General features: G+C 59.7%; 13 protein-coding genes. 9 read left to right on the top strand and 4 right to left on the bottom strand.

Features of this window, described 5'->3' with window-relative positions:
* Positions 1–76: 76 nt before the first annotated feature.
* Positions 77–1327 (bottom strand): OprD family porin, encoded by a 1251-nt coding sequence (locus tag M5B99_RS09510; protein ID WP_248803788.1) that lies wholly within the window; start codon positions 1325–1327, stop codon positions 77–79.
* A gap of 237 nt (positions 1328–1564) precedes the next feature.
* Here M5B99_RS09510 and M5B99_RS09515 point away from each other — a divergent pair, with 237 nt between their 5' ends.
* A complete protein-coding gene (locus tag M5B99_RS09515) occupies positions 1565–2449 on the top strand; it encodes a DMT family transporter (protein ID WP_248803789.1) in 885 nt (294 codons plus the stop codon).
* A 137-nt stretch (positions 2450–2586) separates the two neighbouring features.
* Here M5B99_RS09515 and M5B99_RS09520 read toward each other — a convergent pair whose 3' ends face one another.
* Entirely contained in the window at positions 2587–3915 is a 1329-nt protein-coding gene (locus M5B99_RS09520; RefSeq protein ID WP_248803790.1) for an MFS transporter, read from the bottom strand.
* Between the two features lie 667 nt (positions 3916–4582).
* On the opposite strand from M5B99_RS09520, the gene quiC reads away from it, so the two are divergent.
* The 3 genes from quiC (at position 4583) to M5B99_RS09535 (ending at position 8269) form a co-directional block, all read left to right on the top strand.
* Complete coding sequence (gene quiC / locus M5B99_RS09525; protein ID WP_248803791.1) at positions 4583–6490, top strand: 3-dehydroshikimate dehydratase QuiC; 1908 nt, start codon at positions 4583–4585, stop codon at positions 6488–6490.
* A gap of 156 nt (positions 6491–6646) precedes the next feature.
* Positions 6647–7423 carry an IclR family transcriptional regulator gene (locus M5B99_RS09530; protein WP_248803792.1) on the top strand — a complete coding sequence of 259 codons (777 nt, stop codon included), beginning with the start codon at positions 6647–6649 and terminating at the stop codon, positions 7421–7423.
* A gap of 174 nt (positions 7424–7597) precedes the next feature.
* Positions 7598–8269 (top strand): TetR/AcrR family transcriptional regulator, encoded by a 672-nt coding sequence (locus M5B99_RS09535; RefSeq protein ID WP_248803793.1) that lies wholly within the window; start codon positions 7598–7600, stop codon positions 8267–8269.
* A gap of 84 nt (positions 8270–8353) precedes the next feature.
* On the opposite strand, the gene M5B99_RS09540 is transcribed toward M5B99_RS09535, so the two are convergent.
* Together M5B99_RS09540 and aroQ are read right to left on the bottom strand one after the other, a co-directional pair.
* Positions 8354–9211 (bottom strand): shikimate dehydrogenase, encoded by an 858-nt coding sequence (locus M5B99_RS09540; RefSeq protein WP_248803858.1) that lies wholly within the window; start codon positions 9209–9211, stop codon positions 8354–8356.
* Positions 9212–9216: 5 nt separating this feature from the next.
* A complete protein-coding gene (gene aroQ / locus M5B99_RS09545; RefSeq protein WP_248803859.1) occupies positions 9217–9657 on the bottom strand; it encodes a type II 3-dehydroquinate dehydratase in 441 nt (146 codons plus the stop codon).
* A gap of 509 nt (positions 9658–10166) precedes the next feature.
* Between aroQ and M5B99_RS09550 the strand changes: the two genes are divergently transcribed.
* From M5B99_RS09550 to M5B99_RS09570, 5 genes are read left to right on the top strand one after another with little or no spacing between them, the layout of a single operon-like run.
* On the top strand, positions 10167–11144 hold the full coding sequence (locus M5B99_RS09550; RefSeq protein WP_248803794.1) for a 2-dehydro-3-deoxygalactonokinase: 978 nt from the start codon (positions 10167–10169) through the stop codon (positions 11142–11144).
* A 31-nt stretch (positions 11145–11175) separates the two neighbouring features.
* Complete coding sequence (locus M5B99_RS09555) at positions 11176–11796, top strand: 2-dehydro-3-deoxy-6-phosphogalactonate aldolase (protein ID WP_248803795.1); 621 nt, start codon at positions 11176–11178, stop codon at positions 11794–11796.
* A gap of 48 nt (positions 11797–11844) precedes the next feature.
* Positions 11845–12993, top strand: coding sequence for a galactonate dehydratase (gene dgoD / locus M5B99_RS09560; protein ID WP_248803796.1), 1149 nt, complete (start codon positions 11845–11847; stop codon positions 12991–12993).
* 28 nt (positions 12994–13021) lie between these two features.
* A complete protein-coding gene (locus tag M5B99_RS09565; RefSeq protein ID WP_248803797.1) occupies positions 13022–13900 on the top strand; it encodes an SMP-30/gluconolactonase/LRE family protein in 879 nt (292 codons plus the stop codon).
* Positions 13901–13950: 50 nt separating this feature from the next.
* Positions 13951–14769 carry an SDR family oxidoreductase gene (locus M5B99_RS09570; protein ID WP_248803798.1) on the top strand — a complete coding sequence of 273 codons (819 nt, stop codon included), beginning with the start codon at positions 13951–13953 and terminating at the stop codon, positions 14767–14769.
* Positions 14770–14835 lie beyond the last annotated feature (66 nt).

Raw genomic sequence — 14835 nt, forward strand, 5'->3', positions numbered from 1 at the left:
TTTCTTGTCAGTCGTTCAGTACCGCTGTTTTAGAAGCAGGGCCCGTGGTGACGGGGGCCACTGCTTTTTCACCTTGTTACAGTAACGACAGGGGGTAGCTGACAATTATCCGATTTTCGTCGAACTCATTGACGCTGTAGTCGCGACGCATGGTTGAGTTGCGTAGCCTCAGCGACAGGTTTTTGAGTGTGCCTGACTGTATGACATAAGCCAGTTCCGACTCCCGTGCCCACTCCCGGCCGCTGGTTGTGGTAGTGGTGTGCACGTTGTCGCCCTGGATGTAGCGGTTCATTATCGTCAGGCCCGGTAGGCCGAGGGCCGCGAAGTTGTAGTCATGACGCAGTTGCCAGGATTTCTCACCGGCGTTGTCGAAGCTGGAGTTGTAGCTGTCGTTGGCCAGTGTGCCGCCGCTGGTGCCGTTGACCCGCATCCAGTTGTCGCCGTTGACCTTCTGCAGGCCGAAGTAAAGGGTGTTTGCGCGATATTTTGCCGAAAACAGTCCTGACCAGGTTTTGTTATCAAGTTTGCCTGCCAAATGGCTGCCATCGTCCTGGCCGGTGAAAAAGCCGAGATTGGCGCCCAGTACCCAATCGCCAATGGGCTGGCTGTGAGTCAGGTTGAAATACTGCTGTTGGTAGATATCCGCCAACTGGGCATGCCACACGCCAACTTGAGTGTGCTTGTCGTTGAAGGTGTATTCGGCACCGCCAAAATTGAAGCGGTCGGACGTCACCTTCGCAAGGCTGAATAGCGACATCTTTTCCATGCTGGCATCGTTGCGTGGACTGTTGCCGCGGAACTGGCCGCCATACAGCGTCAGGCCATCGATTTCGTTAGACGTGATCTGCCCGCCCTGAAAGGTTTGCGGCAGTGAGCGACCATCATCGGAGCGCAGGATGGGCAGTACTGGCATCCATTCCCCGATTTTCAACTCGGTCTTGGAAAAGCGCGCTTTGGCGGCCACTCCAATGCGCCCGAAATCATTTGCCGGATAGCCATCACTATGGACAGGCAGTAATTGCGTGCCTGTCGTACCCTTGCTGCCATCCAGTTTTACTGAGTACAGCCCCAACACATCGACACCGAAGCCGAGCGTGCCTGGGGTGAAACCGGAACGGGCATCGAGGATGAAGCTCTGGGTCCACTCCTGGGCAGTGCTTTGCGAGTTGCTGGGGCTGACGAAGTCGCGATTGATGAAGAAATTGCGGATATTCAGATTTACGTTGGCATCGTCGATAAATCCGCCGGCCCAAGTGGTGGCGGGCACAAGGATGCTGGTGACTATTGCGGCTGGAAGCGCGCTGATGACGTGACGCTTTGACGGCATGGTAACGGACCTTCTTATAGTTATGAGTGCATCGAATCCGAGGCTGATAGTGCTATTGGGGCGGGGGTCGGCTCAATTGGCGAAACGCTGTTTTGTGCGATTATCGAACAGTAATTAACTGGTTCGAACATTTTGTGCGGGTGGCTGTGCTTCGATACCGGAGAAGAGGATTACCCTCTTGATTAAAAGTGGAACGAAGTTCTAAATACTGACGCCTGCCTGTTCAAAGGACGCCCAATGAGTACCGTTAGTACACCGTTGTCCGGTATAAACCATCCATTCAGGGGGATTTCGTTCATTGTGCTGGCAACGCTTCTGTTTGCCACGCATGACACCCTTTCCAAATACCTGTCCGGGATCTACCCGGTTATCATGGTGGTTTGGGTTCGTTACATAGTGCATACCCTGCTGATGGCCGGTATCTTCCTGCCGTCAGCGGGGTTGCGGGTACTGCGCACCCGGCGTCCGGGGTTGCAGGCATTGCGCGCGACCTGCCTGTTGGGCACCAGTCTGTTGTTCACCAGCGGTCTGATGTTCATTCCCCTGGCGGAAGCGACGGCGGTCAATTTCCTCGCCCCGCTGTTGGTCACGGCATTGTCGGTGCCGTTATTGGGGGAGCATGTCACCCGTGGGCAATGGGTCGCCGTCTCGGTGGGCTTTCTCGGGGTGATGGTCATCGTGCATCCGGGCGGCGAGTTGTTCACCCCGGCAGTCCTGTTACCGCTGGGATCGGCCATGTGTTTTGCCTGCTACCAGTTGCTGACACGACGGGTCAGTGCCCATGACAGCCCGACCACCAGCAACTTCTTCGCCGGGTTGTTCAACAGCTTGCTGATGAGCACACTGGTAGCGTTTTTCTGGCAGACCCCACAGCTCAAGCACTTGCCATGGATGCTGGCATTGGGCACCTGCGGAATGGTCGCGCATTTGCTCTTGACCCAGGCATTCCGTTTTGCCGCCCCGGCGATGCTGGCGCCGTTCGGTTATTGCCAGATCGTCTTTGCCGGTCTGTTGGGCTTTCTGGTGTTCGCCCATGCGCCGTCGCTCACGACCCAGTTCGGCATCGCTGTGATCTGCCTCAGCGGTCTGGCCGCTGCGTGGCAACAGCGTCGCAAGGCTTGATGGGGAAACGAAGAGGAGCCGCTGATTGGTTCCCGTGCGGTGCAGGCACTGGAAAGCCTGTCCAGGTTTTGTTGCCAGTCATGCACAAAAAAAAGAGGCCTGAATGAAGGCCTCTTTGGTGAATACTCAAGGGGGGATCAGTCCTTGAGGGTTTCGACCCCACGCGGGGCCATGAAATACATCCAGATCAGCGCGATGAAGTACATCGCCGGGATCATCATGAGCAGCACGTTGTAGTTGTTGTTCGTAGCGGTCAGCACGGCACCGACGATCTGGGTCATGAACATGCCACCAACCGCGGCGCACATGCCACCGAAGCCGAACACGGTACTGATCAGGTGCTTGGGCGTGTAATCCATGACCAGGCTCCAGATATTCGCAGTCCAGGCCTGGTGTGCGCCGACGGCCAAGGCGATGGCCACTACCGCAACCCATAACCCGCTGGCATTGGCGGCGAAGATCACGCCGATGATAGTGATCGCGAATATCAACATCGACAGTAGCCGCGATGTCGTCGCGCGCATTCCGCGACCGATCAGCCAGGAAGACAGGATCCCGCCGCCGATGCTGCCGAAGTCGGCCGTCAACCAGATCAGCATGAGCGGAATCCCCATCTGGGTAACGCTGATGTCCAGGTGGTATTGCTGATTGAGAAACGGTGGCAGCCAGTACAGGTAGAACCAGAAGACAGGGGCCGTGATCGCATAGGCCAAGGCAAACGCCCAAGTGCCGCGCATACGCAGGATACGTGAGAACGGCACTTTGACCGGAGTGGGCTCGATGTCCTTGTTGATGTAGTCCAGTTCGCTTTGGCGCACGCTCGGGTGATCTTCAGGGTTGAAGTACTTGAGGCTCCACCAAACGGCCCAGATCAGGCCCAGCAAACCCATGCAGATGAATGCGGCTTGCCAGCCCCATACCGACAAGATCAATGGAAGCAGGGCAGGGGTCATCATTGCGCCAATGTTGGTCCCGGCATTGAATATTCCGGTCGCTACGGCGCGCTCACCGGCCGGGAACCAAAGTCGTGTGGTCTTCACGCATGACGGGTAGTTGGCGGCTTCGGTCAGGCCGAGAATGAAACGGCAGACCATGAAGCCGACGGCCGAGGTCGCCAGGCCATGAGCGCCGGTGGCGAAGCTCCACAGCAACACGGCCAGGAAAAACGCCCGCTTGACGCCGACCCGATCGATGAAGCGGCCTTGCAGCACAAAGCCGATGGCATAACCGACCTGGAACCAGAAGTTGATGTTGGCGTAATCCATGGCCGTCCAGCTCATCTCTTTGGCCAGGAACGGCTGCATGATGCCCAGGGCGGCGCGGTCGATGTAGTTCAGCGTGGTGGCGAAAAACACCAGCGCGAGCATGCTCCAGCGGGTTCTACCGACGGCCATGGCAGTGCGGATTTTTCCGCTGACACCCGTGTGCGCCACAGTGGTGCGGGAAGTTACTTCGGTATGAAACATAGGTAAGCCATCCGTTCCAAGACTGCGCTGTGAGCGTCAGTCGAACTGAAAATGCAACTCGAGCCGAGCATGAGCCTGTGCTATGGAGCCGTGATTGAATCGCAGCGGTGACTCTTTGACCCGGGGTCAAGAATGTCGCGGCGATTCATCAACGCAGCAGCACAACACGCCGGCTTTCGAGCGCGGGGTTTGATCAGGCAACTGTGGATCCAGGCCCCGTCAGGACTGAAGGCAGTTGCCTCCCCAGAGGTTCGGGAATGGTGGCGAGGGCGGGCAGGAGGTATCGGTATGAAAGGCGTGATGCGCGGGAGAGTGAAGCCGCAAGTGAGTGCATGAGCATTGACCCTATTCTTGAAATTGTTATGAGCAGGCGGGTGACGCGATTGCGGACGACTGAATCCCCAAATCACTGGTTAACGGTGTTTCGGGCTCGTCCTATGGGTGTGCAGCTAGTTTTGAGCAACGAGCGAAACAGCGTCAATTGGCAAAGGTGGCTTTTGTTCGATAATCGAACACAAAACTAACTGGTTAGTACATTTGAGATTGTCGTGGTCATGCCACGAGCGAATAATTCAGCGCAGCACCCAGCATGGTCCCGAACAGGCTGATCAATCCGGTGCTTTGACATTGGGGCCTGCAGAGGCCGCACTCATCCAGGAGCTGAAGCATGCAGCGTTCGATTGCCACCGTTTCCTTGAGCGGTACCCTGCCAGAGAAACTCGAAGCCATTGCGGCCGCTGGTTTTGACGGTGTGGAAATCTTCGAGAACGACCTCCTTTACTATGACGGCAGCCCACGCAACATACGGCAGATGTGTGCCGATCTGGGTATCGCCATCACCTTGTTTCAACCGTTTCGCGACTTCGAAGGTTGCCGTCGTGATCGCTTGCAGCGCAACGTCGAACGCGCCGAGCGCAAGTTCGACCTGATGCAGGAATTGGGCACTGACCTTGTTCTGGTGTGCAGTAACACCGCCACGGATTCTGTGGGCGATGAAAGAATTCTTCTTGATGACCTGAGCCTGCTGGCTGAACGCGCCGGCGCCCGAAACCTGCGGATTGGCTACGAGGCGCTGGCGTGGGGGCGTCATGTAAACACCTGGCAGCAAGTCTGGAACCTGGTACGCCAGGTCGATCACCCGGCGCTTGGCGTGCTGCTCGACAGTTTCCACACCTTGTCACTCAAGGGCGACCCCAGCGCCATCGCGCAGATTCCAGGCGACAAGATCTTCTTCGTGCAGTTGGCTGATGCACCGCTATTGGCCATGGATGTCCTGGAGTGGAGTCGGCATTTCCGTTGCTTCCCTGGCCAGGGCGAGTTTGATCTGGCGGGATTCCTTGCGCCAATCCTGCGCAGCGGTTACAGCGGCCCGTTGTCGCTGGAAGTCTTCAACGATGGCTTCCGTGCTGCGCCGCCTCGAGCCAATGCTGCGGACGGCCTGCGCTCGCTGCTGTACCTGGAGGAAAAAACCCGCAAGCTGTTGGAGAAAGAGGCCGAGCCCATCAACACCGACATGCTGTTCAACCCGCCGTCCGCAAGTCGCTACAACGGTATTGAGTTTCTCGAGTTTGCGGTAGATGAAGCCCAAGGCGCACGGCTCTCCACCTGGCTGGAGAACCTCGGTTTCGCCCACCTCGGTCAGCATCGCTCGAAAGCCGTCAGCCTGCTGCGTCAGGGCGATATCAAGATCGTGCTCAACGCCGAACCCTATTCTTTTGCCCATGGCTTTTTCGAGGCACATGGCCCGTCGTTATGCGCCATGGCCTTGCGGGTCGAAGACGGCGGTGCCGCGCTGGAACGCGCGCAGATGTACAAGGGGCAGCCATACCGTGGCCTGGTCGGTCCCAACGAACGCGAAATTCCTGCCGTGCGCGCGCCGGATGGCAGCCTGATCTATCTGGTTGAGCCGGCTGAGGCCGGCAAGTCGATCTACGACAGCGATTTCAGGTTGGACCCACAAGCGATGCCGGGCGGTGGCTTGCAACGCATCGATCACATGGCAATGGCCTTGCCTGCGGACAGCCTCGACGGTTGGGTACTGTTTTATAAAAGCTTGCTGGATTTCGAGGCCGACGATGAAGTGGTCTTGCCCGATCCCTACGGTCTGGTCAAGAGCCGGGCACTGCGTAGCCAATGCAGTACGCTGCGTTTGCCGCTGAATATCTCGGAAAATCGCAACACGGCGATCTCCCATGCACTGTCCAGCTATCGCGGCTCAGGGGTGCACCATATTGCCTTTTCTTGCGAGGATATCTTTGCTGAAGTCAGGCGCGCCAAGGCGGCCCGGGTATCGCTGTTGGAAATTCCGCTCAATTACTATGACGACTTGGCGGCGCGCTTCGATTTCGACGCCGAGTTCCTCAGCGAGCTGGCCTACTTCAACGTGCTTTACGACCGCGACGCTCAAGGTGGCGAACTGTTTCACGTCTACACCGAGTCGTTCGACGAGCGCTTTTTCTTCGAGATTCTGCAACGCAAGAATGGTTACGTCGGCTACGGGGCGGCCAACGTGGCCGTGCGGCTTGCGGCGATGGCCAAGTCCCGTAGTGGCGCCGCGCGCCAAGCCAGGCTTTGAGAGGGGCGGGCGAGAAATGTCATTTGCGCGGCCTTCATAAGGCGCGGCTACCAGCGGGTCCCTTGTTTTGCAGCGCCTGGCCTATCAAGGTGGGCCGCGGTTTCCCGAGGCCGCGATTGCCTTTAGAATCCGCGCAACTTCAAAGGGACCATGACCATGGCTGGTAGTCAGATCGAGCGCGTATTGAGCGTTCTTGAAAGTCTTGCCCAGGAACCGCAAGGGATGCCGATGCAGACCCTGGCAGATAACCTGCAGATCCCCAAAAGCGCCACACACCGAATGCTGGGTGAGCTGATTCGTCTCGGCTATGTGCGGCAGAACCCGGAAAACAGCCGTTATCAGCTGTCGACCAAGTTGGTTGCCATGGGCTTGGGCTACCTGTCCAGTGCTGGCACGGACATCGTCCAGTCGGTCCTGGATCGGCTGGCCCAGGAAAGCAAGGAGCTCGTGCGCCTGGGTATCATCAACGACTCCCGCCTGACCTGGATCGTCAAATCCCAGGGCGCACGTTCGGGCCTGCGTTACGACCCTGACATGGGCCGGGACGCTCCACTGTTCTACACGGCGTCCGGTCATGCCTGGCTGGCGCAACTGAGCGAGAGCGAAGCGTTGGCCATGGTCGAGCGCCAAGGCATTGCCGATCCTGCAGAGTTCGGTCCGAATGCGCCGCGCTCGAGCGAGGATCTGCTCAAGTGCCTGCAGCGGGCTCGGGAATACGGCTATGCGTGGGTGGAGGAGAGCTCGGCGGTGGGGACTTCGGCGCTCGCAGCCGTGGTGTTCAGCCCGGGCGATGGCCATTGCATCGGTGTTCTGAGTATCGCCGGGCCTAGCGCGCGCCTGCCCTTGAACCGCATACACGCGTTGGCGCCCTTGCTGTTAAGCGCCGCCAAGGAGCTCTCTGCCGCCAGCCAGGCGTCTGAGCTGTTTGCCTGAGTTTCTTTTTCCAGGAAAGCCTACACCGCCGATCAGAACCCTGTCGGCCTGCGCCTGGATTCAGCCGCAGCGTTGATCCGGACACGCTGATCCGCTGACCCGCAGGGCTGAGACTTCCTTCCCGAAGGCGCTCAGCCCATAATCGGCTGATTCCTACGCGGTCGTGAGCCCAGAATGACGAATTTCGCCGATGCCGGTGCACCGGAGCCTCTCAAAGCACTGTACAAGGGTCGAAAAAACAACCCGGAACAAACCCGCAAGGACATCCTCCACGCGGCCATTGTCGAGTTTGTCAGCCAGGGGTTGTCCGGTGCGCGAGTCGACGCCATCGCCGAGCGCACGAAAACATCGAAGCGCATGATCTATTACTATTTCGGCAGCAAGGAACAGCTCTACGTCGAGGTCCTGGAAAAGCTCTATGGCGATATCAGGCGCACAGAAGGTCAGTTGCAACTGGCGGAGTTGGAGCCAGAGCAAGCCATCCGGCGCCTGGTGGAGTTCACGTTCGACCACCATGACCACAATGTCGATTTCGTGCGCATCGTCGGCATCGAAAACATCCACAACGGTGTCAACGTCAAGCAGTCCTCAGCGATTCGCGCGATGAGCCATAACGTCCTCACGGCGCTCAAGGAGACGTTACTGCGCGGTGAAGCCCAAGGGGTTTTCCGTCAGGGGGTAGAGGCAATCGATTTGCATCTGCTGATCAGTTCCTTCTGTTTTTATCGCGTCTCCAACCGGCATACCTTCAGTGAGATTTTCCAGATCGACCTCACTGACGAACAGGTCAAGCAACGGCACAAGGCGATGATTTGCGAGTCGGTGCTGAACTACTTGCACGTCTGAAAAGACCGGCGGCCAACCGATGGGCGTGCCCTGGTCGTCCAGCGCGCGCTTCATCGGCCAAAGCACCGCCTCGGTAGGTTGGACTCAGCTGTTCATGCTGTGGAAGTGCGCCTGCATGCGCTCGGCGTCGGCGGGGCAATCACTGAACAGTTCGAAGGCCTTGACGGCCTGGAACACTGCCATATTGCCGCCATCCAGCGTGCGGCAACCCACGGCGCGAGCCTGCTTGAGCAGCTCGGTTTCCAGGGGGAAGTAGACGATTTCGGCTACCCACAAATCGGCGTGCAGAAGTGACACCGGCAATGGCGTACCAGGCAGTTTTGCCATGCCCACCGGGGTGGTATTGACCAAACCATCAGCCGCCGCGACGGCAGCGGGTAGATCCAGCCCGACAATCGCGCGGCCAGGTCCGAAGTGGGCATTCAGGTTATTCACCAGACCCTGGGCGCGACTCGGATCGACTTCAAACACCGTCAGTTGTTCGACGCCCTCGCACAGCAATGCATGTGCCACTGCCGCGCCTGCGCCGCCGGCCCCCATCTGTACCACCCTACGACGTGCCGCCTGGGCAAGTCCCCGACGAAAACCTTCGGCAAACCCAAGGCAGTCGGTGTTGTGGCCGATGCGCTTGCCATCCTTGAGCACCACCGTGTTGACCGCGCCAATACCACGAGCCTCGTCGGAAAGTTCGTCGAGCAACGGCAGGATGGCCTGCTTGCAGGGGTATGTGATGTTCAGGCCGGTATAACCCATCTGTTCGGCGCTCTTGAGCAGTTCGGGTAGTGCGTTGATGTCCAGTTCCAGGGTGTCGAGATCGATCAGACGATAGGAGTAGCGAATGCCTTGGGCATCGCCTTCGTGTTCGTGCAGGGCAGGGGTGCGCGAGGCTTGGATACCTGCGCCGATCAGGCCAGCCAGTACGGATTGTTTGTTCGGGTTCATGGTCATCAGGGTTTCAATAAGTGGGCAAAATGTTCAAGGGCGAGACGGTAGCCGTTGCTCCCCATCCCGCAAATCACGCCGACAGCAATGGCCGACACAAATGAGTGATGACGGAACTCCTCACGTTTGTGCACGTTGGACAAATGCACTTCGATCACCGGTAACTCCACGGCGGACAAGGCGTCGCGGATCGCTACCGAGGTGTGGGTCCAGGCCGCCGGGTTGATCAGGATGCCCGCGCAGCGGCCTCGAGACTGATGAATCCAGTCGATAAGCTGACCTTCATGATTGGTTTGGCGGAATTCGATTTGCATTCCGTGTGATACGGCAGTGCGTTCACACAGATCGGCGACATCGGTCAGTGTTTCGTAGCCGTACGTGGCCGGTTCACGAGATCCCAGCAGGTTCAGGTTCGGGCCGTTCAGCACCAGAATTGTATGAGTCATTGCAATGACCTCCCTTGTTTTTTCAGGCATCGGCACAGGCAGCCAGGCATGCGTGGCGAAAATGTACCAAATGGTTAATTTCGTCAACGGGGCTGATTTCCGGTGTCGGGCATGAACCACAGCCGAACGGTCGACGAGGGGCGCACTCATTGGCCGCAAAGCGTTACGAACAGGGAGGTTCAGCTCAGGCGCGTGGTCTGGGAAAGCTGTTCAAGCCGGAGAAAACGTGTGCGGTTATCGCCCATTTTCGAAGGATGGCCCCCCCGACAGGGCACCACCACACGCTCCCAGCAGCTTGGCCAGACACCAGGGCCGGGCCGTGCAGTTCGCAGGAGCAAGATTTATTAAGGCCGTCCCCATTACCGATTCAAGGCGGGTTCGTTTAACAACCCAATTAATCCCTATATATGGGATGTATAAATATATATTGAGATTTATTTCTCCGAGGGTCTATAGTCGCCCCATCAGCTCTACGCACTCACTGTCCAAAAATAAATTCAGGTGAAGCGATGCAGGCGCAATTGATCGCGCTCGATTGGGGAACAACCTCCCTTCGGGCTTACAAACTCGCTGCTGGCGGCCAGGTGCTCGAGCAGCGTTCGTTGTCGTCGGGGATCATGCAATTGCCCAGTGGGCCGCGGATGATTGCCGGCCAGATGTGCGCCGACGGTTTCGAATTGGCCTTCGACGATGCCTGCGGTGACTGGCTGGACGCTCAGCCCGAGCTCCCGGTGATCGCCTGTGGCATGGTCGGCAGCGCCCAGGGTTGGGCTGAAGCCGCTTACCGCGACACCCCGGCGAATGTCGCCAACCTCGGTACCGCGTTGCTAACCTTGCGTAGCCTGCGTGGCGTCGATGTGCATATCGTGCCCGGGGTGATCCAGCGTTCACGGCTGCCGAATGTGATGCGTGGCGAAGAGACCCAGGTCCTCGGCGTCCTGCAAAGCCTGCCGAGAGGCGCTGGCGACAACCTGCTGATCGGCCTGCCGGGCAGCCATTCGAAATGGGTCGAAGTGGCCGACGGCCGGATCGTGCATTTCGATACCTTCATGACCGGCGAACTGTTCGCCATCCTCAGCGAATACAGCATTCTGGGTCGTACCCAACAACGCGGTGCACCCTTTGATGGCCGGGCGTTTGATCGCGGCGTGCAGGTGGCGTTGTCCATCGACGGCGAGATCGGCCCGTTGTCGACCTTGTTCAGTGCACGCAGCCTTGGCCTGACGGGCGAACTGAGTGCCAGTGAGCAAGTCGACTATCTGTCGGGTTTGTTGATCGGCCACGAACTCGTGGCCCTGGCCAACGTGCTGCGCCGTCGACGCCACGGCAACCACTTGCCCTCGAGCATTCTTATCGGCAACTCCCAACTCTGTGCCCGCTACAGTCGGGCACTCGATGCCTGCGGCTTTGCCCCGGCGAGCCTGGCCGAACAGGCCACCGAGCGCGGTTTATGGCACCTGGCCGAAGCGGCCGGGCTGCTCGGCTGAGCGTCTGCGCTCAACTACCAAGAGGTCTGTCATGCTCAAACAAGCACTGGCGAAAAACGGTCTGATCGCGATTCTTCGCGGCCTGCGCCCGCAAGAGGCGGCGGCCATCGGCGAGGTGTTGTACCAAGCCGGTTTTCGCGTCATTGAAGTACCCCTCAATTCTCCTGAACCGTACGAAAGCATTCGCATCCTGCGCAGCCTCTTGCCCGCTGATTGCCTGATCGGTGCCGGTACGGTGCTGACCGCGGAACAGGTCGGGCAAGTGAAGGCGGCCGGCGGACAGGTGATCGTCATGCCCCACAGTGATCCCTCGGTCTTGCGCGCGGCCAGGGCCGCGGGCCTGTACTTGTCGCCGGGTGTCGCCACGCCGACCGAAGCCTTTGCCGCCCTGGCCGAAGGCGCCGATGTCCTGAAGATGTTCCCGGCCGAGCAAATGGGGCCGGCGGTGGTCAAGGCCTGGTTGGCGGTGCTGCCGGCAGGCACCTTGCTGATTCCGGTAGGCGGGATCACACCGGACAACATGCAGGTGTTTGTCGAGGCCGGTGTCAGCGGTTTCGGCCTGGGGTCCGGGCTGTTCAAACCGGGCTTGACACCTGACGAAGTGGCCGTGCGTGCCAAGGCTTATGTGCAGGCCTGGAACGCGTTGCGTTAAGACTTTCTGGCGCCCTGTGCGCCGCCTCTGAACAAGAGAGACGACACGATGAAAATTACCAAACTGACGACCTTTATCGTTCCGCCGCGCTGGTTGTTCCTCAAGGTCGAAACCGACGAGGGCGTGACCGGTTGGGGCGAACCGGTGGTCGAAGGCCGCGCCCACACCGTTGCGGCAGCCGTTGATGAGCTGTCGGACTATTTGATCGGCAAGGACCCGCGCAATATCGAAGATATCTGGACGGTGCTGTATCGCGGCGGTTTCTACCGTGGCGGCGCGGTGCACATGAGCGCCCTGGCCGGGATCGATCAGGCGCTCTGGGACATCAAGGGCAAGGCGCTTGGGGTCTCGGTCAGCGATCTGCTGGGCGGACAGGTTCGCGACAAGATCCGGGTGTACTCGTGGATCGGCGGCGACCGTCCGGCCGATACCGCCCGGGCGGCCAGGGAAGCCGTCGAGCGCGGTTTCACCGCCGTCAAAATGAACGGCACTGAAGAACTGCAGTTCGTCGACAGCTTCGAGAAAGTCGACCTGGCTCTGGCCAACGTCGCCGCCGTGCGCGATGCGGTGGGGCCGAATGTCGGCATCGGCGTGGACTTCCATGGCCGGGTCCACAAACCCATGGCCAAGGTGCTGATGAAGGAACTCGACGCCTACAAGCTGATGTTCATCGAAGAGCCGGTGCTCAGCGAAAACTACGAAGCCCTCAAAGAGCTGGCACCGCTGACCAGGACGCCGATTGCCCTGGGCGAGCGCCTGTTTTCCCGTTGGGATTTCAAACGGGTACTCAGCGAAGGTTATGTCGACATCATCCAGCCGGATGCTTCCCATGCTGGTGGCATCACCGAAACCCGCAAGATCGCCAACATGGCCGAGGCCTATGACGTGGCCCTGGCCCTGCATTGCCCGTTGGGTCCGATTGCGCTGGCGGCCTGCCTGCAGCTGGATGCGGTTTGCTACAACGCGTTCATCCAGGAGCAGAGCCTGGGCATCCATTACAACGAAAGCAACGACCTGCTGGACTACGTCAAGGACCCGCGGGTGTTCGACTATGACAAGGGCTTCGTGAAGATCCCCAACGGCCCGGGCCTGGGCATCGAGATCAACGAGGAGTACGTCATCGAACGCGCAGCCATCGGCCACCGCTGGCGCAACCCGATCTGGCGCCATGCCGACGGCAGTTTTGCCGAGTGGTAAGGCCATGGATCAGACAGGAGGATTCATCATGCAATGGCAGCCGCTGAGCGAACAGCGCTTCATGTTGGCCGAAGGCCCGTTCTGGGACGGCCCCACCCAGGCCTTGTACTGGGTGGATATTGCCGCTCGGCTGGCCTGCCGCCTGAGTGGCGGGCGTTACCAGCAATGGCAGCTGCCTGAAGCCGTGTCGGCATTCATTCCGTGCGAGCGCGGTGATGCCTTGGTGACCCTGGCCAGTGGGGTCTATCGGCTTGACCTCGACTCGCCGTCGCAGCAACCGGCCCTGAGCCTGTTTTGCGTGGCCGACCCGGTGAGCGGCAACCGGGCGAACGAGGCCCGTTGCGATACGCGGGGACGGCTGTGGCTGGGCAGCATGCAAAACAACCTGGCGGCCGATGGCGGCGATTTGCCGATCAACCGGCGTTCGGGGGGACTGTTCCGGGTCGACCCGGATGCGCATGTCACCCCGTTGCTGGAGGGGCAGGGCATCGTCAACACCTTGCTTTGGGATGCCACGGGCACACAGCTCTACTGCGCCGACAGCCTCGATGGCCAACTCTATCGCTATGCCATCGAGGCCGATGGCTCCCTGGGCATGCGCAGCCCCTGGGCGCAACCGTCCAGCCGCGGTGTGCCGGACGGTTCGGCCATGGACAGCCAGGGCTATGTCTGGAATGCCCGCTGGGATGGTCATTGCCTGATCCGCTATGCCCCCGACGGTACGCTCGACCGGGTGATCGAATTACCCGTGCGGTACCCCACCAGTTGTGTTTTCGGCGGCGCCGATCTGTCCACGCTTTACGTCACCAGCGCCCGGCCGGCGGGTAGTGGGGCGGCGCTGGACGGTGCCCTGTTGAGCGCCGATGTCGGGGTGAAAGGCTTGGCCTGCCAGCGCTTTGCGGGCTGAAGCACGACGTGCCCAAAGTGCTGAACACTTTATTTACAGGAGTATTTGACATGGCTGAAGCGCTGTCTTTACCTGAGGTTCCGGAGCCCACCTACGGCGACCGGCTGAAAGACAAAGTGGTGGTGGTGACCGGTGCGGCCCAGGGTATCGGCGAGGCGATTGTCGCCTGCTTCCAGGCGCAGCAGGCGCGGCTGGTGATAGGTGATATCCAGGGCGAGAAAGTCGAGCGAGTAGCGGCCCGCTGGCGTGAACACGGCGCCCAGGTCCATGCCCAGGCCGTGGACATTACGTCCAAGGAGCAATGGCGCTCCCTGGTGGACCTGGCGATCGAGCGTTTCGGGCGCGTCGACGTGCTGGTCAACTGTGCCGGCGTGAATGTGTTTCGCGACCCGCTGGAGATGAGCGACGAGGATTGGCGCCGCTGCTTCGCCATCGACCTGGACGGCGCCTGGTTCGGTTGCCGCACGGTGTTGCCACATATGATCGAGCAGGGCATCGGCAACATTATCAACATCGCCTCGACCCATTCCAGCCACATCATCCCGGGTTGCTTTCCCTACCCGGTGGCCAAGCATGGCCTGCTCGGGCTGACGCGGGCGCTGGGTATCGAGTACGCGCCGAAGGGTATTCGGGTCAACGCCATTGCACCGGGCTACATCGAAACCCAGCTCAATGTCGACTACTGGAACGGCTTCGACGACCCCCACGCCGAGCGCCAGCGCGCCTTCGACCTGCACCCGCCACGGCGTATCGGCCAGCCGGTCGAGGTGGCGATGACGGCGCTGTTCCTGGCGACCGACGAGGCGCCGTTCATCAATGCCACCTGCATCATGATCGATGGTGGCCGTTCAGTGCTTTATCACGAGTGACACCCAGCCGGTCGCGAGGCCGGACAGTTTTTCGTACGTAACGAACCAATAACAACAAGAGGGTTA

This window comes from Pseudomonas sp. MWU13-2100 (genome assembly GCF_023242365.1).
In the GTDB taxonomy this organism is placed as follows: Bacteria; Pseudomonadota; Gammaproteobacteria; order Pseudomonadales; family Pseudomonadaceae; genus Aquipseudomonas.

What these genes read in the sequence shown, in the direction of transcription:
- quiC (WP_248803791.1), top strand. Translation starts at nt 4,583, where the DNA reads ATGCAGCGTTCGATTGCCACCGTTTCCTTGAGCGGTACCCTGCCAGAG.
- M5B99_RS09570 (WP_248803798.1), top strand. Translation starts at nt 13,951, where the DNA reads ATGGCTGAAGCGCTGTCTTTACCTGAGGTTCCGGAGCCCACCTACGGC.
- M5B99_RS09515 (WP_248803789.1), top strand. Translation starts at nt 1,565, where the DNA reads ATGAGTACCGTTAGTACACCGTTGTCCGGTATAAACCATCCATTCAGG.
- M5B99_RS09555 (WP_248803795.1), top strand. Translation starts at nt 11,176, where the DNA reads ATGCTCAAACAAGCACTGGCGAAAAACGGTCTGATCGCGATTCTTCGC.
- M5B99_RS09510 (WP_248803788.1), bottom strand. Translation starts at nt 1,327, where the DNA reads ATGCCGTCAAAGCGTCACGTCATCAGCGCGCTTCCAGCCGCAATAGTC.
- M5B99_RS09535 (WP_248803793.1), top strand. Translation starts at nt 7,598, where the DNA reads ATGACGAATTTCGCCGATGCCGGTGCACCGGAGCCTCTCAAAGCACTG.
- M5B99_RS09520 (WP_248803790.1), bottom strand. Translation starts at nt 3,915, where the DNA reads ATGTTTCATACCGAAGTAACTTCCCGCACCACTGTGGCGCACACGGGT.
- M5B99_RS09565 (WP_248803797.1), top strand. Translation starts at nt 13,022, where the DNA reads ATGCAATGGCAGCCGCTGAGCGAACAGCGCTTCATGTTGGCCGAAGGC.
- M5B99_RS09540 (WP_248803858.1), bottom strand. Translation starts at nt 9,211, where the DNA reads ATGAACCCGAACAAACAATCCGTACTGGCTGGCCTGATCGGCGCAGGT.
- aroQ (WP_248803859.1), bottom strand. Translation starts at nt 9,657, where the DNA reads ATGACTCATACAATTCTGGTGCTGAACGGCCCGAACCTGAACCTGCTG.
- dgoD (WP_248803796.1), top strand. Translation starts at nt 11,845, where the DNA reads ATGAAAATTACCAAACTGACGACCTTTATCGTTCCGCCGCGCTGGTTG.
- M5B99_RS09530 (WP_248803792.1), top strand. Translation starts at nt 6,647, where the DNA reads ATGGCTGGTAGTCAGATCGAGCGCGTATTGAGCGTTCTTGAAAGTCTT.
- M5B99_RS09550 (WP_248803794.1), top strand. Translation starts at nt 10,167, where the DNA reads ATGCAGGCGCAATTGATCGCGCTCGATTGGGGAACAACCTCCCTTCGG.